Origin of the sequence: Cellulomonas fimi (genome assembly GCF_028583725.1) — a bacterium.
Taxonomy (GTDB): Bacteria; Actinomycetota; Actinomycetes; order Actinomycetales; family Cellulomonadaceae; genus Cellulomonas; species Cellulomonas fimi_B.
The window spans coordinates 102,264-123,388 of record NZ_CP110680.1 but is presented as its reverse complement, the minus strand read 5'-3'; the positions used below and the strand labels follow the sequence as shown (position 1 = coordinate 123,388).

The window sequence follows — 21,125 nt, the reverse complement described above, 5'->3', positions numbered from 1 at the left end:
TCTGGCGTGGAAGGTCTGTGCCGTCGGGCGAACCATTCCTTCCACGCCGCGGTCGGGGCGTCAGGGGGCGGACGGGCGGCGGGCCAGGCGGACGATGATCGCCTTGGAGACCGGGGTGTTGCTGTCGAGGGCGGTGCTCTTGAGGGGGACCAGCACGTTGGCCTCGGGGAAGTACGCCGCCGCGCACCCGCGTGACGTGGGGTAGGCGACGACGCGGAGGTTCGGCAGGACGCGGTCGGCCTCGCCGGGCCACTCGCTGTGCACGTCGACGCGGTCGCCGTCGGCCAGGCCGAGGTCCGTGAGGTCGTCAGGATTCACCAGGACGACGTCGCGCCCGCGACGGATGCCGCGGTAGCGGTCGTCGAGGCCGTACATCGTGGTGTTGAACTGGTCGTGCGCCCGGACGGTCTGGAGGATCAACCGGCCCGGCGGGCACTCCACCGGCACGAGGTCGTTGACGGTGAGGAGCGCCTTGCCGCTGGGCGTCGGGAAGGTGCGTGAGTCGCGCGGCCCGTGCGGCAGGACGAACCCGTCCTTCTGGCGGATGCGCGTGTTGAAGTCCGCGAAGCCCGGCACGACGCGGGAGATCGCGTCGCGGATCGTGTCGTAGTCACGCTCGAACCCCGCCCAGTCGATCGGCCCGTCGTCGCCCAGGACCGCCCGGGCGAGGCGCGTGACGATCGAGATCTCCGAGAGCAGCAGCGGCGAGACCGGCGGCAGCGGGCCGTGCGTGGCGTGGACCGCGCACACCGAGTCCTCGACCGAGACGAACTGCGGGCCGGTGTCCTGGAGGTCGAGGTCGGTCCGGCCCAGCGTCGGGAGGATGAGTGCCTCCGCGCCCGTCACGGCGTGCGAGCGGTTGAGCTTGGTCGACACCTGCACGGTGAGGTCGGTGCCGCGGACCGCGGCCTCGGCCGCTCGGGTGTCGGAGATCGCACCGACGAAGTTGCCGCCGAGCGAGAACCAGACCTTGACGTCGCCGCGCTGCATCGCCTCGACGCACGCGACCGAGTCGAGTCCGTGGTGCCGCGGCGGCTCGAACGCGAACTCGGCGGCCAGCGCGTCGAGGAACGCGTCCGGCGGGCGCTCCCAGATGCCCATCGTCCGGTCCCCCTGCACGTTGCTGTGCCCGCGGATCGGCGACGCACCCGCGCCCGGCTTGCCGATGTTCCCGCGCAGCAGCAGGAGGTTGACGATCTCCTTGATGGTGTCGACGCCCTTGCGGTGCTGCGTCAGACCCATCGCCCACGTGACGATGACGCGGCCCGCCGCGAGGTAGCGGTCGGCGAGCTCGTCCATCTCCGCGACCGTGAGGCCCGTGGCCGTGAGGACCTCCTGCTCGTCGAGGTCCGCGACGTGCCGGCGGAAGTCGTCGAGGCCGAGCGTGTGCGCGTCGAGGAACGCGTGGTCGAGCACCGTCCCGGGCGCGCGCTCCTCCGCCTGGAGCACGCGTCGAGAGACCCACTGGAGCAGCGCCATGTCGCCGCCGCTGCGGATTCGCAGGAACTGGTCCGCGATGTCGGTCCCGTGCCCGACCGCACCGCGCAGCCGCTGCGGGTTGCGGAACCGCTTCAGCGACGCCTCGGGCAGCGGGTTGACCGCGACGATCGTCGCGCCGTGCCGCTTGGCGTCCTCCAGCGCGGTCAGCATGCGCGGGTGGTTGGTGCCTGGGTTCTGGCCCATGACGACGATCAGGTCCGCCTGCGCGAAGTCGTCGTACGTGACCGTCGACTTGCCGATCCCGATGGTTGCGCCGAGCGCGGACCCCGTGGACTCGTGGCACATGTTCGAGCAGTCGGGCAGGTTGTTCGTGCCGAACGCCCGCACGAACAGCTGGTAGACGAACGCCGTCTCGTTCGCCGCCCGCCCGCTCGTGTAGAACGCCGCCTGGTCCGGAGAGTCGAGCCCACGCAGCCGGTCCGCGACGATCCGGAACGCGTCCTCCCACGTCACGGGCACGTAGTGGTCGCTGCCCGCGGGCTTGTGCACCGGCTCGACGAGCCGGCCCTGCGCGCCCAGCCAGTACTCCGACTTCCCGGCCAGGTCCGTGAGCGAGTGCTCCGCCCAGAACGACGTCGGGACGGTCAGCTGCGTCGCCTCCCAGCTCACCGCGCGGGCACCGTTCTCGCAGAACTCCGCCATGCCGCGGTGGTCCGGGTCGGGCCACGCGCAGCTCATGCAGTCGAAGCCGTCCTTCTGGTTGAGCTTCGTGAGCAGCCGCAGCGCGCGGGCCGCGCCCATCTCGCCGACCGCGTACGCCATCGCGTTCGACACCGACGGCAGGCCGACGGCCCACGACGCGGGCCGGTGGACCTCCGTCGACGGCGCCGCGGCCGGGTCGACGACGGGCGGCCGACGCGTCATCGGGCGACCGCCTCGACGGGCTGCGGCTGGGCCCTGGCCGCGAGGGCGCCGTCCGACGTCGGCGGCCTGCCGGGCGGAGGCACCGCCGCGCGCTCGGCTCCCGCGTAGACGACCATCGACGGCCCGCGCAGGAACCCGACGAGCGTCATCCCCGCCGACCGCGCGAGGTCCACGGCCAGCGACGACGGCGCCGACACCGCCGCGAGGAACGGGATCCCCGCCATCCACGCCTTCTGCGTGAGCTCGAACGACGCGCGCCCCGACACCATGAGGACGGTCCCGCGCAGCGGCAGCCGCCCCGCGGCGAGCGCCCACCCGACGACCTTGTCGACCGCGTTGTGCCGGCCCACGTCCTCGCGCAGTACCAGCAGGTCGCCCGTGCGCCCGTCGAACAGCGCGGCCGCGTGCAGGCCGCCCGTCTTCGCGAAGACGTCCTGGTGCTCGCGCAGCGCATCGGGGAACGTCGCGAGCAGCGCGGGCGGGACGACGAGGTCGTCGCCGTCGACCGTCCAGCACGAGTGCGTCCGGACGGCGTCGATGCTCGACTTGCCGCACAGCCCGCACGCCGACGTGCTGAGGAAGCTGTGCTCGACGCGTGCGCCCGGAGCGGGGACGCCGGGCCCGAGCGTCACGTCGAGGACGTTGTACGTGTTCTCCCCGTCGACGGTCGCACCCGCGCAGTACCGGGCGGCGGCGACGTGCTCACGACGCGACACGACGCCCTCCGACACGAGGAACCCCTGCGCGAGCTCGACGTCGTGGCCGGGTGTGCGCATCGTCACGACGAGCGACCGGCCCCCGACGCGGATCTCCAGCGGCTCCTCGGCGGCGAGCAGGTCCTCGACGTGGCGCGGCGGCCCGTCGACGGTGATCCGGGTGACCCGGGTGCGGACCGCGATCCTCGACATCACCCCATCATCGCGCCGCCGGGCGCGCGGCGAGCGACGTCCACGCGATCGGCGACCCCGGGACCGACGGCCGCTGGCGGAGCAGCGAGCGCCGGCGACCCGTGCCGGCGACCGCGTCAGACGTCCGCGACCAGGCGGTCCCACAGCGCCTGCGCCTCCGCGGGACGACCGGACTCGTCGAGCCAGCTCGCGGCCGTACCGGCGGCGGAGTGCACGAGCGACGTCTCCCCGGCGGCGCGGGCGCGCAGCGCGGCCGACTCGAGCGCGGCGACGCCCTCGTCCGGTCGGGGCGTGTGCAGCAGGAGCCGGCCGCGCAGGATCTCGGCGTCGATCGCCTCGACCCGCCCGCCGACCTCGTCCCACCGCGCGGGGAGCCCCTCGACGGCCGCGAGCGCGTCGTCGACGAGCCCCGCCGACGCGAGCACGCGGCTGCGCATCCCCGCCAGCACGACGTCCTCCCACGCGAAGTCCCAGCCCTGCCACGCAGCGGCCGCCTCGGGGTCCGCGAGCGTGCGGGCGTGGGCCGCCGCGTTGGACCGGGCCGCGTCGTCGACGTCCCGCAGGGCCGCGTCGACCCCGTCGGCGTCGAACCGCGCGGCGACCCGCTCGCGCCGCACGACCTGCGCGAACGCGTCCTGACCTGCGCGCTCGGCGAGGTCGAGCGCGTGCGCGTAGAGGCGGGTGGCCTCGACGGCGTCGTCGTCCTCGACCAGCCCGGCGAGGCGCGCGACGACGGCCGCGGCTCCCGGGTCGGGCTCGGCGCCGGGCTCAGCCGGGCCGCTCGCTAGGTCGACCGCCTCGCGGGCGAGCGCGACGGCGCGGTCCTGCTCGCCGAGCGCCGCGGACAGGCGCGACGTGAGGTCGAGCAGCTGCGCGCGCAGGTGGCGGCGCAGCGCGCGGTGCTGCCGCGACACGGCGGCGTCGGGGTAGACGAGCCCGAGCGCGGCCTCGGCGACCTCGACGGCCTCGAGCTCGCGCCCGCGCGACGCCATGAGCTGCGCCGCGAGCGTGCTCTGCTCGATCGCGAGGTCCGGGCGCTCGACCTCGCGCGCGGCTGCGGCGACCGCGAGCGCGAGCACCTCCGCACGGTCCGGCTGACCCGTCCCGGCGAGCACGTGCGCGCGGCGCGCCTCGACCTGGAGCAGCACCTCGGGCGCACCGGCGACGCGCGCGACCCGCGCGGCCTCGTCGAAGTGCGCGTGCGCCGCGTCGAGGTCGCCCTCCTGTGCGCTCGCGACGGCCCGCTCGGAGGCGACCTGCGCGCGCAGCATGGGCTCGTCGCCGTCGTCGAGCAGGTCGAGCGCGCTCTGCAGGACCGCCGGACGGTCGGGGCCGAACGGCGTGACGTCGAGCAGCACGCGTGCCGCGACCGACCGGTCCTCGGCGGACGTCGGGCGGGCCTCGACGAGGATCGCGTAGGCGTCCGCGTGGAGCGCCCGCGCCTGCTCCTCGAGCGCCTCGGCGGCCACCCGCGAGCGGGCACGCGCCCGCTGCACGGGGGTGCCGTGCGCGTCGACGGCGGTGATCACGGCGGCGACGTCGACCGGGCGACCGGCGTGCAGGTCGGCCAGGACCTCGACGAGCACCGCCTCGGCCTCGTCGCCGAGGGTCCGGTAGAGCTCCGCGGCGCTGGTCGCGAGCGACAGGTCGGGGTGCGGCGACGGCGCCCAGAGCGCGAAGGCGTCGAGGTCGGCCGCGGCGCGCACGGCGACGGTGTCGGCACGGTCGAGCGCCGCGAGCTCGCCGTCGCGGCGCGTCTTCCAGTGCGCCACGAGGCGCGTCCACGTCGGGGTCGACGCCCGCCGGCGCGCGAGGATCACGAGCTCCGCGAGCGCGGGCAGGTCGAGGCCGCCGGGGTCGGCGCCGAACGTCGGGTCGAGCGGGGTGCGGACCACGTCGAGGCGCGCGACCGTCTCGGCCGGTGCCGTGACGGGGCCGAGCGGGAGGTGCGGGAGGTCGGGTGCCTCGACCCAGGCGCGGACGCGGTCGCCGACGGCCGTCGTGCCGTTGCGCTCGTCGAACGCGCGCGCGAGCGACCACGTCTGCTCCTCGACGCGGACCAGCAGGTCGGCGGCGCGCTCGGGCGGCCGACCGCCACCGCGGACCGTCGCCTCGCCGTCCCCGGCCGCGACCACCGCGTGCAGCAGCCGCGTCGCCGCCGCGGCGAGCTCCATCCCCGCGTAGGGCGACGAGGGGTGCTCGAGCGCGTGCCGCTGCTCGCCCAGCACCTCGAGCCCGCGCGTGAGGTTGCCGGTGCGTGCGAGCACGTGCAGGTGCCGGGCGACCGAGGCCGTGTCCGCGGGGTTGGACCGGCTCGCCCGGAACGCGGTGCGGTGCAGCGTCGCGGCGCGGTCGTGGTCGCCGACGACGACGAGCGACGTCAGCGCCTCGCCGATCGCGACCTGCGGCTGCTCGCTGCACCCCACGTCGCCGTCGACCACGGGCGCGAGCTCGGCGAGCACCTCCTCGTGGCGGCCCAGCTCGGCGAGGTGCGCGATGCGCGCCGACGGCTCGCAGCCCTCGCAGTCCGACAGGTGCGTGCGCGGCGCGCGCACCCACGCGTCGAACTCGGCCTCGGCCGCGGCCTCACCGTCGACGTGCGCGCGCAGCACGTACGCGCACCCCAGCACGGGCGCAAGCCCCTCGCCGGCCTCCGCGTACCGCCGCCGCATCCCGTCGAGCACCTCCTGGAGCTGCGCGAGCGGCACCTGCGGGTGGTCGACGAGCCACGTGACCATCCACTTGTGCAGCCAGAGGACCTCCCAGCGCTGCTCCTCCGTCATCCAGCCGGGCGCGGCGTCGTACTGCTGGAGCACGTAGACGAACGGCGCGAACATGCGGTGCCGGTCGTTGGCGTGGTGCAACGACGACACGTACGCCAGACGGGCGCGGAACCGCAGGTCGGCGTCGCCCTGCGCGTCGGCGACCTGCACGAGCTCCGTCGCGACGTCGGGCTTCGCGTTCGGCGGCGTCTGCGCGAGCCGCTGGAGCAGCTCCTCGACCTCGGCACGCGTCACGGTCATCGGGTCGTCCCCTCGGGGTCGGTGGCGGGGGTCTCGGTGGCGGGGGTCTCGATGGCGGGCGTCACCGTCGCGACCGCACGGTCGAGCAGGGCGTTGAACGAGCGGTCGAGCAGGGCCGAGTCGGCGGGGCGCAGACGGCGCGGGGCGGCGAGGAGGGCGCGGCCGTACAGCGTCTCGGCGGCCAGGCCGCGCAGCGTCGCGTCGTCGAGCGCGAGGACGCGCCGCACCGTCGGGTTGGCGTCGTTGAGCAGCAGGCGCGGGCGGTCGCTGCCACCGTCGTCGAACGCGCCGAGCAGCGCACCCCACGCGTCGTCGACCTCCGCGGCCACCGCCCGGACCTCGCGGCGGTCGTGCGCGGCGTCGTCCTCGACCAGCAGCGCGGGGAGCGTCGCGGGTGCGTACGACCGCAGCTCGACGTCCACCTGGACGGCGTCGAGCACCGCCCGGATCTCGTCGAGCGCCGACGCGACCTCGCGCGCGCGCTCCTCCCCGACGAACCGCACGTGGCCCTCGACGTCCGTCGGCGTCACGCGCTCGACGACCGCGTCCGGCCGGACGTCGACCAGACGGTGCACGAGCGCGAGGTCGAACGTGTACCCGCCGTTGACGACCGCCACGCCTTGCGCGGCGAGCACCGCCCCGACCTGCCGGAAGTCGTCGATCGACTGCGTGACGCGGACGACGTCCGTCGTGGCCAGCAGCTCGGGCAGCGTCGTGACGCCCTGGTTCGTCTCGAACGGCAGCAGCGGCAGCACGATGCGCAGCAGCTCGTCGTCGTGCAGCGCGAGCGCCTTCACCGCGGTGTCGTGCAGCGACAGGAACTCGCGCAACCGGTGCGGCTGCGTCGCCGCGAGCCGCACGAGCCACGCGCGCACCTGCTCGCCGATCGACGTGCGGACGTGCTCCAGCAGGTCGTCCTCGACGAGCCCCTCGCGGTCCGCCGTGGGACGCAGCAGCTCCGCGTCGACCGCGCACCGGACGAAGAACGCCCACTCCGGCACGAGGTCCGGCACCTGGTCCGACAGGAGCATGCCCTTGAGGTGGACGCGGTGGCGCCCGTGCCGTGCGCTGGACGACCGCTGACCGGCGATCACGGCGACGCCGTCGAGCCCGGCCTCCGGCACGCGGATCGGGAGCACGTGGAACGGCGTCCCGCCGAGCTCGGTCTCCGCGAGCCGCACGCACGCGTCACGCCGCCGCTCGGGGTCCGTCTCGCGCCACGGCGGGGTCCGGTCGCTCACCTCGACGTCGCCGTCGGGCGTGCGGACGACCACGCGGTGCGGGAGGTACGCGCCGTAGTGCCGGGCCAGCTCGACGACGCTCGCGCTGCTCAGCAGGTGCTCCGAGCCGCGCCGCGGTGCGAGGGCGACGCACGTGCCCGGCCCGGCGGCGAGCCAGTCGGCGCGCTCGTCGTCCATCTGCCCGTCGGCCGCCCACGACTGGAGCCGGTACGTCCCGTCCGCCTCGCCGACCCAGCGCACCGGCGGCTCGTCGCCCCGGTCGCCGCGGCGGGACACGACCTCGATCGCGTCCGTGACCATGAAGCACGACAGCAGGCCGATGCCGAACCGCCCGAGAAGGTCGGACCGCGCCAGGCCCAGCTCGTCGCGCTTGCTCGACCGGCCGATCGTCGCGAGGAACGTGCGCACGTCGTCCTCGTCGAGCCCGACCCCGGAGTCCATCGCGTGCAGCCGGCCGTCCGCGGACACGTCGGCCGGGACCAGCAGCAGCGCCGGCCGGTCGTCGCGCGCACCGCGCACCGTCACCGCGTCGACCGCGTTCTGGACGACCTCGCGCACGTACACGCGCGGGCCGGAGTAGAGGTGGTGGCTCAGCAGCTCGACGACGCCGCGCAGGTCGACCTGGAAGGCGCTCTGCGTCGTCGTCCCGATGGTCCCGTCGTCAGGCACCCGTGAACTGTAGGGGCCAACCCCGACGCCCCGGGCCGGTTCTCCGGCTCGGGACGGGGCTCAGGCGAAGTCGAGCCTCTCGAGGGTGACGACGGTGATGCGGAGCGGACGGCGTTCGAGCCGCGACTGCCAGAGGTGACGGTCCACCGCGTACGGGAGCCGGACCAGGGCCGACTCGTCGACCAGCCACGCCGTCACCGCCACGCGGCGCCCATGACGTGCGGGTCGGCGAGGCCGGAGTAGGCGGCGGCGAACCGGTCCCGGTCCGCGCCCGTCATGGAGACGCTCCGGGACTCGTCGCGCGTGACCTCAGCCTCCAGATGGCGACGCAGGACCTCCCCCCGTGAGATGCCGAGACTGACCGCCTCGGCGTCGAAGTGACGGACGGCGGCGTCGGAGCGACATCGGCGCGAGCGCGAGAGATCGATGTCGCGCTGTCGGCGCGGGGTCGCGTCGTCGCGTCCGGGGCGCGGTTCCCCCGAGTCGGGGAATCACCTGCCCTGGAGGCTGGAACGCGCCGCAGGCGTCGCACCGCACGGTTAGGCTCCCCGGAGTCCTGACGCCCACCGCCCCCGGCTCGCGGCGTCACCCTCCGCCCGCGCGCCCCGGCGCGCGCCCGTCAGACAGGGGAACCGTGGCCGTCCTCACCGCGGACAAGCGCGTCCTGCACGCCGACCTCCAGGGCGACTCCGTCCGGGCCGCGTCCGGCTCGATGGTCGCGTACACCGGCAAGGTCGAGTTCAAGTCGGCCGGCATGGGCGGCGGCGGCGGGTTCCGCGCCGCGCTCAAGCAGCGCGTCGCCGGCGAGTCGATCTCGCTCATGACGTGCAGCGGCGCGGGCCGCGTCTACCTCGCGCAGGACGCGATGGACGTGACCGTCGTGCAGCTGCAGAACGACCGGCTCACGGTCGAGTCCGACCACATCCTCGCCGTCACGGACGGCCTCCAGCTCGACGTGCAGTTCGCCGGTCTGCGCGGCATGACGTCCGGGCAGGGCCTCGCGACGACGACCGTCACCGGCACCGGCCAGGTCGCGATCATGTCCGAGGGCCCGCTCATCGCGCTGGCCGTCACGCCCGGCGAGCCGCTGGTCGTCGACCCCGACGTGTACGTCGCGGGCACCGGCCAGACGCAGATGAGCCTCGTGTCGGGCGTCTCCTGGCGGTCCGTCATCGGCGAGGACGGCGGCGAGCCGTTCTCCCTGCGGTTCGAGGGCAACGGCACCGTCTACATCCAGCCGGCCGAGCGCTGAGAGGGCGACGACGATGGCGTTCGAGAAGGTCAACAGCAAGGTCGTCCGCATCCCCGTGACGACGCAGAACCCGGTGCTCGCGCGCCGCGGCGCGATGCTCGGGTACGAGGGGAACGTGTCGTTCCGGCCGATCAGCGGCCAGGGACAGGGCGTCGGCGGGTTCGTCGGCGCGGCGATGTCGGGCGAGTCGAACCCGATGATGGCGACCGAGGGCAACGGCTCCGTCCTGTACGGGTTCCGCGGCCTGCACGTGACGGTGATCGACCTCAGCGGCGACTCGCTCACGGTCGAGGCGGACCGGCTGCTCGCGCACGACGCGAACCTCCAGACCAGCGTCGAGTTCATCGGCCAGGGCGGCATCCGCTCCGCGGTCCGCGGCGCGATGACCGGGCAGGGCCTGTTCACCACCCGCATCTCGGGGCACGGGTCGGTCGCGCTGCTGTCGCACGGCGGCACGTTCCCGCTGCCGCTCAACGGCGAGGTCGTCGGCGTCGACCCGCAGGCGTACGTCGGCCACACGGGCGCGCTGAACATCGACCTCAAGGCCAGCGTCGGCCTGCGTGACCTCGTGGGCCGCGGGTCCGGCGAGGCGTTCCAGCTCCACGTGTCGGGTCACGGCACGGTCTACGTCCAGGCGTCCGAGGAGAAGTTCTGATGATCAGCGGGATCGACACGACGATCTACGACGCCCGGACCCTCCCGGCGAACGACAACGTCAACGCGTACTCGTTCTCGATCGACCTGAACGGCGAGTGGTTCACGTCGAAGGGCGCGATGATCGCGTACTACGGCAACATCGACTTCTCCGCCGTGAGCGCCTACGCCTCGCGCGCCGCGTGGGTCGCCGCCCGGTTCGCGTCGCCGCTGTACGCGCAGGAGTGGGTCGTCGCGAGCGGCCGCGGCAAGCTCGTCATCGGCGACCGCGGCAACGACATCAACTCGTACGACCTGGGCGACGGCAACCTCACGATCAAGCAGACCAACCTGCTCGCGTTCGAGACCGGCCTCGAGCTCAAGCAGTCGATCGTCCCGGGCTTCGTCACGCTCATCGGCACGGGCAAGTTCCTCGCGTCGTCGAACGGGCCCGTCATCTTCGTCGAGCCGCCGTTCCGCGCCGACCCCGAGGCGCTGCTCGGCTGGGCCGACTGCCCGTCGCCGAGCCACCACTACGACTACAACTGGATGGCGCACTCGCTCGTGTCGGGCGTGCAGATGATGTTCGGTCGCGAGTCCGGCGAGGAGCGCCAGTACGACTTCACCGGCAAGGGCACCGTGCTGCTGCAGTCGTCCGAGGTGCAGCGGCACGACCCCGCGCTGCTGCGGATCGTCGAGGCGCAGACGCAGATGCTCGACGCCCACTCCGCGGGGCAGCTCGGTCACAAGCTCGTCGCGCGCTCGCAGCAGGCCTGACGCCGGGCCGTCCGCCACTCGCACGACTCGTCGCGCGGGCGGCGGGGCGTTGCGCCGTGCGCGCGTTTCTCGACGACGCCTCGGTCGCCGGGCCCGTGCGCGGGTCTAGGGTGGTCGGCGCAGTCCGGCCAGGTTGAGGAGGAAGACCGTGCCGCGCGTGACCAGTGCCGACGTGGCCCGGGAGAGCGGTGTCTCGCGCACCACGGTGAGCTACGTGCTCAACGCCAAGGACGGCGTCGTCATCACCGACGCGACCCGGCAGCGCGTCCTCGACGCGGCCGCCCGCCTCGGTTACACCCCGTCCGCGGCGGCGCGGACGCTGCGCTCGGGACGCTCCGACCTCGTGCTCGTGGTCCTGCCCGACTGGACGGTCGGGCCGGTCATCGACACGCTCATCGACCACCTCACGACGACGCTCGCGGACCACGGGCTGTCGGTGCTGGTGCACAGCGGGCGCGGCAAGGGGTCGCTCGCCGACCTGTGGCGCGCGGTGACGCCGTGCGCGGTCCTGGGCCTCGCGCCGTTCGCCGACGAGGACACGTACGCCATGCGTCGGGCCGGTATCCCGGTCGTCGGCACGGCGCTCGACGAGGACCCGCACCCCGAGATCTTCTCCGTCCCGCAGACGAACATCGGCGCGCTCCAGGTGGACCACCTCGTCGAGCGCGGGCACCGGTCGCTGGCGTATGCGGCTCCCGCCGACGACCGGCTCGCGGCCTTCGCGGACCGACGGCTCGCGGGTGTGCGGGCGGCGTGCGAGGACCACGGCCTGCCGGCGCCGCGCGTCGCGGCGGTCGGCCTGGACGTCGAGTCGGCGACGGCCGCCGTCCGCGCGTGGCGGTCCGGCGACGAGCCGGTGACCGCGGTGGCCGCCTACAACGACGAGGTCGCGCTGGCGGTGCTCGCCGGGCTGCGCGCCGAGGGGCTGCGGGTGCCCGACGACGTCGCCGTGATCGGGGTCGACGACATCCCCACCGCGAAGCTCGCGGCGCCCCCGCTCACCACGATCTGGCAGGCCATCGACGCCCAGGCGTCCTACCTGGCCGCGTCCGTGCTGGCCGCGCTCGACCCGGCGGTCCGGCCACCGTCCCAGACGAGCGACGTCTTCCACGTCGTCGCGCGCGAGTCCACCTGACCCTGGCCGTCGAGGTCCCGGTCACGTCGTCGTGTCCCGGCCTGACGCCCCACGACGCGACCGCGAGCAGTCCTGACGCGCCGAGGGCGCACCCACCGGTGTGGAGCCCGGCGGGTGCGCCCTGTCGTCGGTCGGCCTACTGGAACGTGAACCAGTTGACGTTGACGAAGTCGGCCGGCTGACCGGACTCGAACGTCAGGTAGACCGTGTGGGTGCCGGTCACGCCCGCGATGTTGGTCGGGACCGTCCGCCACGTCTGCCAGCCGCCCGTGCTCCCGATCGCGAACGAGCCGACGGGCTGCGCGGTGAGGCTGTCGAGCCGGACGACCACGAGCCCGCTGACCCCGGCCGCCGCACCGGACGCGACGCGCGCGCTGAACTGCGTGCGGGCCGTGGTGCCGAAGCGGACGTTGTCGAACCGCAGGTGGTCGCCGTTGCCGATCCAGGCGACGTTGAGCCCGCCGTCCGTGTCGGACGTCGCCTCGGTCGCGGTGCCGGACTGGCCGTTGAAGGCCTCGGCCTGGATGCGCGACGTCGCGTCGACGCCCGTGCCCGTGCCGGCCGACGTCGTGACGGACACCGAGCCGCTGGTGGCGGACCGGTTGCCGGCGGCGTCGTAGGCCCGGACCGCGAACGTGTACGCCGTGGACGCGGACAGGCCGGACGCGGTGTACGTCGTGCCGGACGTCGAGCCGACGACCGTGCCGTTGCGCAGCACCTCGTAGCCGGTCACCCCGACGTTGTCGGTCGACGCGGACCACGACAGCGTGGTCGACGACGACGTCGTGCCGGACGCGGACAGCCCGGACGGGGTCGAGGGCGCCGTCGTGTCGCTGCCCGTGCCGGACGGCGTCGTCACGTTCACCGAGCTGCTCGACGACGACCGGTTGCCGGCCGCGTCGTACGCCCGGACGGCGAACGTGTAGGCGGTGCCGGCGGACAGCCCGGAGGCGGTGTACGTCGTGCCGGACGTCGAGCCGACGACCGTGCCGTTGCGCAGCACCTCGTAGCCGGTCACCCCGACGTTGTCGGTCGACGCGGACCACGACAGCGTGGTCGACGACGACGTCGTGCCGGACGCGGACAGCCCCGACGGCGTCGAGGGCGCCGTGGTGTCGCCGCCGGTCGAGCCGCCCGTCGTCGACGCGACGGACCGCGCCGGCACGGACAGCGTGACCCCGTTGGAGAACGTCACGGTGATCGCGGAGCTGCCCATGTTGGCGGCCTGGTAGGTGCGCGTGCCGTTCTTGACGAAGACCGCGTGCAGCGGGGTGTTCGCCGTGACGGACCGGTCGACGGTGCCGAGCACGGACAGGTTCTTCAGCCAGTAGAACGTGTGCGCCCGGGACTCGCCCTCCTCGACGGTGTACGAGCTCGCCTGCGACCGGAACTCGGACAGCGCCGTGGGAGCGTCGGCGAGGGCCTGGAACTCCCAGATGATGTCCTTCCACACCGTCGCCTTGCCGCCGTTGTTGCGTTCGAGCTCGGTGAGGTTGCGGCCGATGTACGACGGGTTGTAGCCCAGGTAGAGGTGACCCGCGGTGCTGGGCAGCAGGTTGATGCCCTGGATCATCTCGGGCTCGGCGGAGAACCACGTCGCGTACGCGCCGCCGTCGCCCCACACCATGCCGACCGTGGAGTGCCCGAAGGAGGCCGGGAACGCCTCGTCGTCGGTGTCGAACCAGTAGTTCTCGATGGCCGACGCCTGCGTCGTGTAGAGGTAGATGCCGAGGTCACGGACGGTCTTGTTGCCCGTCGCCTGGCCCCATTGGATGAGCCCGCTGGCGAAGTTCATGCCCTCGGACGACGACTCCTGGTTGTTGCCCGCGCCGAACGCGCCGTGCCCGGAGGCCCAGTCGTGGCCGGCGTAGATGTCGAAGTCGCGCAGGAACGGGAACCGGGTGTCGCTGCGGTCCCAGTTCGCGGCGTCCTTGATGACGGTGTTGACCATGCCGCCGTACGCGGCGTCCGCGGCCCACGACGGGTCGAACTGCGCGACGTTCGCGGCCGCGACGACGTAGTAGCCGTAGTGGAAGTGGTGGTCGTTGAGGTCGGTGTCCGAGCCGTAGGACGCGGGGTAGCCGATGAGCGTGCCCCACGACGGGTTGTACCAGAACGCCCGCTGCGTCTCGCCGGAGGACGCGGTCATCCAGTCGGTGAGGCGGGTCTTGACCGAGGCGAGCAGCTTGTCGCGCGCGGTGGTGTTGCCCGTGAGGTGCGCGATCTGGATGACCTGCGCGGCCCGGCCGAAGGCCTTGCCCGTCCAGTAGGTGTCCTCGCCGAAGCCCGCGAACGGGTCGGTCGCGGCGACCTGGTCGACGTAGCCGTTGAGCTGCGTCGCGTCGGCGGACCCGGGCGTGAAGCCGGTGGCCGCGAGCTGCGGGAGCACACCGTTGAACGCGGCGATCGTCTGGAACTGCGACGAGCCGATGACGACGCGCATCGGGCCGCGCGGCGAGACGTACGCGTAGCTGCTCGGCGTGACGCCCGAGAGCTGGTCGCGCTGGTGCGGGTAGAGCGCGTAGACCGTGCCGGTGGCCGACCCCTGCTTGGCGGTCGTGGTGAACGCGTACGTCGCCGTCATGCGCGCGGTCGACTCGTTGTACGACCACGACACCTTGGTGCCGGTCACGTGGTTGTGCGCGTACGTCGCGTACGCGTTGAGCGCGGCGACCTTGTCGGACGTGCTGCTCCCCGACGCCGTCGGGAGGACCGCGACCGAGAAGAAGTCCTTGCCGTTCAGCGACGAGCTGATCGACGTCCCCGAGATGTTCCACGTGGAACCGGAGGGGGCGAACGCCGCGTAGTCGTGGCCGTTGACCGTGAAGCCGAGCGCCGCGTTGGTGTTGCTCCACACCGTGGGGGTGCCCGTCGTCGTCAGGGTCGCGTTGCCGCCGGTCTTCGTCGCGTAGACGAACGGCAGGCCGTGCCCGAACGTCGTGCGCAGGCTGCTCGAGCCGTTGCTCCACAGCTCGGTGACGGTCCAGTCGGAGTACGTGTCGACCTTGCCGTCCGACGTCAGACCCGCGACGCCGAGCCGGAAGTCCTCGGCGTACGAGTAGTGGTACTCGCTCACGCCCGTCGACGTGCCGGAGACGCTCGGCGTCGTCGGGTAGCTCACGCCCAGGCCGTTCGTGAACGCCTTGAACGTCAGCGGGTGCGCGACGAGGTTCTCGGAGATCGCGTTGCAGTCGAACTTGCGCCACAGCAGCGACGTCCACCAGTCGTTCGTCGGGATCGCCCCCGCCGGGAAGCTCGACGTGACGTGCGCGCGCGGGTTGGTGACCGGCGTGCCGTTGCACTCCGTCGGCACCGCGCCGCCGCTGGGCGTCCCCTCCGCGTAGCTGCCTGCGCCGACGCTCACGGCAGCGGCGCGCGGCACGGGCAGGAACAGCGCCTGGACGAGGTACGCCACGAGGGCGCCGACCACGATCATCGCCACGAGGGCGCGCCGGTCGACGGCTCGCGCCCTCACCGGCAGGGGATGGGATGACATCCGACGGTCTCCGTTTCTCGGGTCGGGTGCCGTGCGGCGGTCGTCGTCGACGCGTCGTGCGGCACCGGGGTCGGCGCGGGCGTCGGGGGACGTGCGCGCCGGGCGTGCTGGGCTCACCGGCGTCGCGCGACGCCGGTGCGGGGCGGGCGCCGGTCGTCGGCGCGGTACCGGTGCGACGTCCCTGTCGCAGCGCGGGCCGTGCCTCGTGGTCGGCGTGGTGCGGGCGGCTCGTGACCGCCGTGGTGCAGTCCGTCGCCGGCGCCAGACCTCGTCTCTGAGGCCTGGTCACGGTCGTTGACTCGTGTCACCGGCGTTTGAGCGTCAAGGCTGCTGGCGACGCCGGGCAAAGTCAAGCGGAAGGAGAAAGTCGTCCCCGGACGAGGGACACCGCCCGCACCCCCCGCGGGGACGCGCGTCACCCGCACGTACGCGTGCGGCGGCGTCGGGACCCGCCCGGGCCACCCCGGTCAGGCGCGGTACTCGAACAGCACCGTCCCGGCGTCGTCGCGCACGACCGCGCGGTGACCGGCGGTGACGTCGAGCTCGACGTGCAGCGCCTCGTCGCCCGCCCGCGCCGTGTAGGCGTAGCGCGTGTTGGTCAGCGACGTCGCCGTGGTCGTCGCCCGGACCAGCCACGGGTGCCGACGACGCAGCCCGATGAGCTCCTGGTGCCGGCGGAACGTGTCGGCGCCCCACGCCGCGAGGTCGCTCGGCGACGCGGGCATCGACGGACGCACGTCGTCGTCGCCGCCCAGCCGCTCTTCCTTGACACCGGTGTACCCCTGCTCGTCGCCGTAGTAGACGGACGGCACGCCACCGACGGTCATGAGGACGACGAGCGCCAGCACGGCACCCTCCGGCCCGACGGTCGACGCGATCCGGCTGACGTCGTGGTTGCCGACGAACGTGCTGGTCAGGACGCTGCCCAGGATCTCGGCGTGCCGTTGCAGCGCCCAGTCGAGCTCGTAGAAGTTGCCGTCGACGAGGCTGCTCCAGATCGCCTTCCACAGCTCGTACTGCGTCACCGAGTCGAACGTCGCCGCCTGCGCGATCGCGGCGTAGTCGCCGTGGATGACCTCGCCGACGAACCACGCGTCGGGGTGCGACGCGCGCACCCGCGGCAGGACCTGCGCCCAGAACTCGGTCGGGACCGCGTAGGCCGCGTCGAGCCGCCAGCCGTCGATGCCGCGGTCGAGCCACGTCGTCATCACGCGCGCGACCAGGTCGACCACCCGCGGCGACCCGTGGTTCAGCGCGACCAGCGAGCCGTGCCCCTCGAAGTCGCCGAGCCGCGGACCGCCCGGCGCGGACCAGTCGACGCGGAGCACGTCCGCGAGCGGGCCGTCGGGCCCGCCCTCCAGCACCTCACGGACCCACGGATGACCCGCACCGACGTGGTTGAACACCCCGTCGAGGACGACGCGCAGCCCGCGGTCACGACACGCGGCGACGAGGTGGTCGACGTCCTCGTCGTCCCCCAGGCGCGGGTCGATCCGGAAGTGGTCGAGCGTGTCGTAGCCGTGCGTCTCCGACGCGAACACCGGCCCGAGCAGGAGCCCCGACGCGCCCAGGTCGACCGCGTAGTCGAGCCACGCCTCCAGGTGGCGCAGACGGTGCGCCGCGTCGTGCTCCGTCCGGATCGGCGCCGCCGTGAACCCCAACGGGTAGACGTGCCACCAGATGCAGTGCTCGACCCAGCTCATGCCCCTCCTCGGCCGACGACTCCCGACGGTCCGACCGTACGGGTCCGCGCGCGCAGCGCCCACCAGACGACGCCGCCCACCGTCAGGCCGAGGCCGACCAGGCCGAGGACCACGGCGAGGAAGACGCCCCCGATCGTGCCGAACACCCCGGCGACGAACGACGACGTCGCCTGCCCCTGCGCGACGACCGCGAGCGCGCCCTCGCTCGGCGAGCCGGGGACCACGACCGTGTGCTCGCCCGCGGTGGTCACCGTGAACGCCGCGACGTTGAACGCCCGGCGGTCGCCGCGCTGCGCGTTGATGCTCACGCCGGGCGCGTCGTCGACCTCGACGGACGACCCGTCCGGCCCGACGACCTGCACGTCCGCGTCCAGACCGGTGTGCGCGTCGGCGTCGTCGACGACCAGGAACACGTCGTAGCGGCCCGGCTCCAGGGTGACGTCGACGACGCCGGGCACGTCGGTCGAGGCCAGGGCGGCCGACCCCGGGTTCCCCGCGCCGTCGATCACGTTCAGGGGCAGCAGCGACAGGAACGTGCGCACGACCAGGAGGGCGACGACGATCGTCGCGACGAGCAGCAGCGCACCGGCGGACGTCAGGAGGACCGGTCCGACGAGCGAGCGACGCGGGGGCGTCGGGGCGAGGGGACCGGGCGGCGGGTACGAGGCGTCCACGGTCGCTGGACGTTACTCCGGACCGCGACGCGACGGGCGCGGACGAGCGACCGGGCAGACGTGGGGAAGCCCCGAGGGTCCTCGTGCTGGACCCCCGGGGCTCCCCGTGGTGGGCCGGGATGTCGGTCACCCGGCCCGGTGGGCCGCTCACGCGACCCGTCGGGCTGCCACCCGTCAGGCTGCCACCCGTGCGGGCTGTCAGCCGGCGAACGTCTGGAGCTCGGCGATGCGCGGCGTGCCCGACGCGCTCACGATCTCCAGCGTCACCTTCTTGAGGGACGTCGACGAGAAGGACACGACGCCCGGGGCGCCGCTGCCGGACGCGAGCGTCGCGCCGTTGTCGCCGTTGAGGACCTTCCACGAGGTGATCGAGCCGCCGCCCGACGCCTGGATCACGTTGATCTTCGAGATCGTCTTGGCGGAGCCCCACTTGACCGAGATCTTCCCGGTCGAGCCGGAGGGCGACCAGTAGGTGCTGGTCGAGCCGTCGATCACGTTGCCGTAGCTCGTGCCCGACGCCTTGCTCGAGCCGTCGGCGCCCGCGCCGATGCTGAGGTTGGTGCCGCTCGGCGGCGTGGTCGGGTTGGACGTGGGCGTCGGGTTCGACGTCTGGGTCGGCGTCGGGTTCGACGTCTGCGTCGGCGTCGGGCTCGGAGTGGTCGGCGTGCAGGAGCCGTTCGACGTCTTCAGGCCCTTGTTCGCGCCGGCGGTCGCGGAGACGACGCTGGGCACGCACGACGCGCCGTCGAGGCTGTAGGAGTAGGGCACGGAGACCGTGGTGGTCGACGCCATGCTCGGGCCGGCGGGGTAGTTGTCCGAGCCGGTCGAGGACCAGGTCACGTTGTCCAGGATGTTGCCGGCGGTCTGCCAGGTCCCCCGCTCGGACGTGTAGAACGTGCCGAGCACGTCCTTCGAGTCCTCGAAGTAGTTGTTCTCCACCTTCGCCTTCGCGCCGGCCCGCGAGTTGATCCCGGACTTGGTGAGGTTCACGTAGTGGTTGTTGTACATGTGCGCCGTGCCGCCGCGCAGCAGCGGCGTCCGGGACTCGATGTTCGAGTACAGGTTGTGGTGGAACGTGATGAAGCTGTTCCCCGTGTCGGACTCGCTCGACCCGATGAGGCCGCCGCGGCCGGAGTTGCGCAGGATCGAGTAGGACAGCGTCACGTACTGGACGTCGTCCTTCATGTCGAACAGGCCGTCGTAGCCCTCGGACTCGCCGCCCGACGCCTCGAGCGTCACGTGGTCGACCCAGACGTTGCGGACCGTGCTCTCCATGCCGATGGCGTCGCCGCCGTTCGACGTGGGCGAGCCGGACTTCTTGACGTTCTTCACCGTGACGTTCTGGATGATGATGTTCTTCGAGTCACGGATGTGGATGCCGATCTGGTCGAACGTGGCGCCGTTGCCGACGCCCTCGATCGTGACGTTGCTGATGCCCTTGAGCTCGATCACGCCGGCGGCGGTGTTGCAGCTCCCCGACACCTTGGCGGTGTTGCCGACGGTGATCGTGCCCTCGACCTGGATCGTGATCGGGGTGCTCGTGCTGGCGCGTCCGCAGAGCGCCTGGTGGATGGCCGTGCCGGTCGTGGCCTTGACGGTCGTGCCGCCCGCGCCGCCGGTGGTGCCGCCGTTCTGGGCCGCGTAGCCGTTCGCGCTGCCCGTCACCGCCACGGCGCCGGGGGCGGCCAGGGCGGTCAGGCCGATCGTGGCGGCCAGAGCCGTGGTGGCTCCTGCCGCGAGAAGTCGCACTGCGACTGGTCGGTTCATCGTTGCCTCTCACCTCGTCATCGAAGGGGCAGTGCCGTGGTGCGTCCCGCGCGCCGTCCTGGGCGCTGCGCCGCGTCGTCGCGGGTTCTGCAGACGTCACCCACCGTGTGAGTAACCGGTTTCTCGATCGTAGGACAGCGGTTTCCGCAGACTCAACGGCTAAACGTTTCGCGCGGGAAAAAGCCTCTTGACCTGCGGTGATGCGCCGCCCGCGCAGCGTCACCCCGTCGGTGCAGGAGGATGGGCACGTGACGGAGCACCTCCCGACGGCCCAGGTCCCCGGCGCGTCGGCGCGCGACGCCCGCGACACCGCCGACGACCTGCGCGGCCGCTGCCCCGTCGCGCACACCGCCGACGGCTCCTGGACGGTCCTGCGGCACGCCGACGTCGTCGCCGTCGCGCGCGACCCGGGCACGTTCTCCAACGCCGTGTCGCGGCACCTGCAGGTCCCGAACGGGCTCGACGGTGACGCGCACGCGGCGTTCCGCGCCGTCGTCGACCGGTACTTCACGCCCGACCGGATGCATGCCCTCGTCCCCGTGGTCGCCGACGTCGCGGCCCGCTCCGTGCGCGAGCTCCACGTCCCGGGCACCGTCGACGCCGTCGCGCTCGGCGCGCGGTTCGCCGTGCGCGCGCAGAGCGCCTGGCTGGGCTGGCCCGCCGACCTGGAGGACGACCTGCTCACATGGGTCGCCGACAACCGGGCCGCGACGCGCTCGCGCGACCGTGCGCGCACCGCCGAGGTCGCGCGGCGGTTCGACGCGATCGTGCGCGCCCTCACCGACGCCCGCCGCCGGGCCGGCGACGACGCGCCCGCCGACGTGACGACCGAGCTGACCCGCGACCGCGTCGAGGGGCGCCCGCTCACCGACGACGAGATCGTCTCGATCCTGCGCAACTGGACCGGCGGCGACCTCGGCTCGATGGCCCTGTGCGCCGGCGTCGTGCTCACGTACCTGGCGGACCACCCGGACCTGCAGGACCGCCTCCGCGCCGGGGTCGGGGACCGCGAGCTCGACGCCGTCCTCGACGAGATCCTGCGCATCGACGACCCGTTCGTCAGCAACCGGCGCGTCGCCACGGCACCCGTCACGCTCGGCGGCCGGCACGTCGCCGCGGGCGACACCGTCGTCCTGCACTGGACGGCCGCGAACCGCGACCACGACGTCTTCGGCCACCCCGACGCGTTCGACCCGGACGCGCACGCCGCGGACAACCTCGTCTGGGGCGTCGGGCCGCACGTCTGCCCCGGCCGGCCCCTCGCCACGATGGAGCTGCGCGTCCTCGTCCGCGCGGTGCTCGCCGCGACGACCGCCGTCGCGCCGGACCCGGACCGCGCGCGCGAGCGCGAGCAGCCGCCCGCGGGCGGGTACGCCGTCGCGCCGCTGCTCCTGCGCTGACCACCAACATCACGGCGACATAACGATGTATCCAGTACCGCGCCGATTTACCTAGTACCGCATGGCTCAGGTGCTGGGCCGAC

General features: G+C 73.4%; 14 protein-coding genes. 5 read left to right on the top strand and 9 right to left on the bottom strand.

The window, feature by feature from the left end; translation table 11 throughout:
- Positions 1 to 60: 60 nt before the first annotated feature.
- From OOT42_RS00535 to OOT42_RS00515, 5 genes are all read right to left on the bottom strand, one after another.
- Positions 61 to 2,364, bottom strand: a complete 2,304-nt coding sequence (locus OOT42_RS00535; protein ID WP_273653031.1) for an FdhF/YdeP family oxidoreductase — start codon at positions 2,362 to 2,364, stop codon at positions 61 to 63.
- Complete coding sequence (fdhD, locus tag OOT42_RS00530; protein ID WP_273653030.1) at positions 2,361 to 3,272, bottom strand: formate dehydrogenase accessory sulfurtransferase FdhD; 912 nt, start codon at positions 3,270 to 3,272, stop codon at positions 2,361 to 2,363. The genes OOT42_RS00535 and fdhD overlap by 4 nt, the downstream gene beginning before the upstream one ends.
- A gap of 116 nt (positions 3,273 to 3,388) precedes the next feature.
- Entirely contained in the window at positions 3,389 to 6,295 is a 2,907-nt protein-coding gene (locus OOT42_RS00525; protein ID WP_273653029.1) for a hypothetical protein, read from the bottom strand.
- Positions 6,292 to 8,205 (bottom strand): HSP90 family protein, encoded by a 1,914-nt coding sequence (locus OOT42_RS00520; protein ID WP_273653028.1) that lies wholly within the window; start codon positions 8,203 to 8,205, stop codon positions 6,292 to 6,294. The genes OOT42_RS00525 and OOT42_RS00520 overlap by 4 nt, the downstream gene beginning before the upstream one ends.
- A 60-nt stretch (positions 8,206 to 8,265) precedes the next feature.
- Positions 8,266 to 8,409 (bottom strand): hypothetical protein, encoded by a 144-nt coding sequence (locus OOT42_RS00515; protein WP_273653027.1) that lies wholly within the window; start codon positions 8,407 to 8,409, stop codon positions 8,266 to 8,268.
- Between the two features lie 430 nt (positions 8,410 to 8,839).
- On the opposite strand from OOT42_RS00515, the gene OOT42_RS00510 reads away from it, so the two are divergent.
- The 4 genes from OOT42_RS00510 to OOT42_RS00495 all read left to right on the top strand — a co-directional run bounded on the left by OOT42_RS00510 (position 8,840) and on the right by OOT42_RS00495 (position 12,002).
- Positions 8,840 to 9,457 carry an AIM24 family protein gene (locus OOT42_RS00510; protein WP_124342867.1) on the top strand — a complete coding sequence of 206 codons (618 nt, stop codon included), beginning with the start codon at positions 8,840 to 8,842 and terminating at the stop codon, positions 9,455 to 9,457.
- Between the two features lie 13 nt (positions 9,458 to 9,470).
- Positions 9,471 to 10,112 carry an AIM24 family protein gene (locus OOT42_RS00505; RefSeq protein WP_273653026.1) on the top strand — a complete coding sequence of 214 codons (642 nt, stop codon included), beginning with the start codon at positions 9,471 to 9,473 and terminating at the stop codon, positions 10,110 to 10,112.
- Positions 10,112 to 10,867, top strand: a complete 756-nt coding sequence (locus tag OOT42_RS00500) for an AIM24 family protein (protein WP_273653025.1) — start codon at positions 10,112 to 10,114, stop codon at positions 10,865 to 10,867. The genes OOT42_RS00505 and OOT42_RS00500 overlap by 1 nt, the downstream gene beginning before the upstream one ends.
- Positions 10,868 to 11,024: 157 nt before the next feature.
- Positions 11,025 to 12,002, top strand: coding sequence for a LacI family DNA-binding transcriptional regulator (locus OOT42_RS00495; RefSeq protein ID WP_273653024.1), 978 nt, complete (start codon positions 11,025 to 11,027; stop codon positions 12,000 to 12,002).
- 136 nt (positions 12,003 to 12,138) lie between these two features.
- Here the strand turns inward: OOT42_RS00495 and OOT42_RS00490 are convergent, their stop codons facing one another.
- The 4 genes from OOT42_RS00490 to OOT42_RS00475 all read right to left on the bottom strand — a co-directional run bounded on the left by OOT42_RS00490 (position 12,139) and on the right by OOT42_RS00475 (position 19,642).
- Positions 12,139 to 15,477 (bottom strand): glycosyl hydrolase, encoded by a 3,339-nt coding sequence (locus OOT42_RS00490; protein WP_273653023.1) that lies wholly within the window; start codon positions 15,475 to 15,477, stop codon positions 12,139 to 12,141.
- Positions 15,478 to 15,965: 488 nt separating this feature from the next.
- Complete coding sequence (locus tag OOT42_RS00485; protein ID WP_273653022.1) at positions 15,966 to 17,201, bottom strand: alpha-amylase family protein; 1,236 nt, start codon at positions 17,199 to 17,201, stop codon at positions 15,966 to 15,968.
- On the bottom strand, positions 17,198 to 17,875 hold the full coding sequence (locus OOT42_RS00480; RefSeq protein ID WP_273653021.1) for a hypothetical protein: 678 nt from the start codon (positions 17,873 to 17,875) through the stop codon (positions 17,198 to 17,200). The genes OOT42_RS00485 and OOT42_RS00480 overlap by 4 nt, the downstream gene beginning before the upstream one ends.
- 198 nt (positions 17,876 to 18,073) lie before the next feature.
- On the bottom strand, positions 18,074 to 19,642 hold the full coding sequence (locus OOT42_RS00475; protein ID WP_273653020.1) for a pectate lyase: 1,569 nt from the start codon (positions 19,640 to 19,642) through the stop codon (positions 18,074 to 18,076).
- Positions 19,643 to 19,890: 248 nt separating this feature from the next.
- Between OOT42_RS00475 and OOT42_RS00470 the strand changes: the two genes are divergently transcribed.
- The gene (locus OOT42_RS00470; RefSeq protein WP_337251880.1) at positions 19,891 to 21,042 is read left to right on the top strand and encodes a cytochrome P450; all 1,152 of its coding nucleotides are present in this window, start codon (positions 19,891 to 19,893) and stop codon (positions 21,040 to 21,042) included.
- Positions 21,043 to 21,125: the final 83 nt, after the last annotated feature.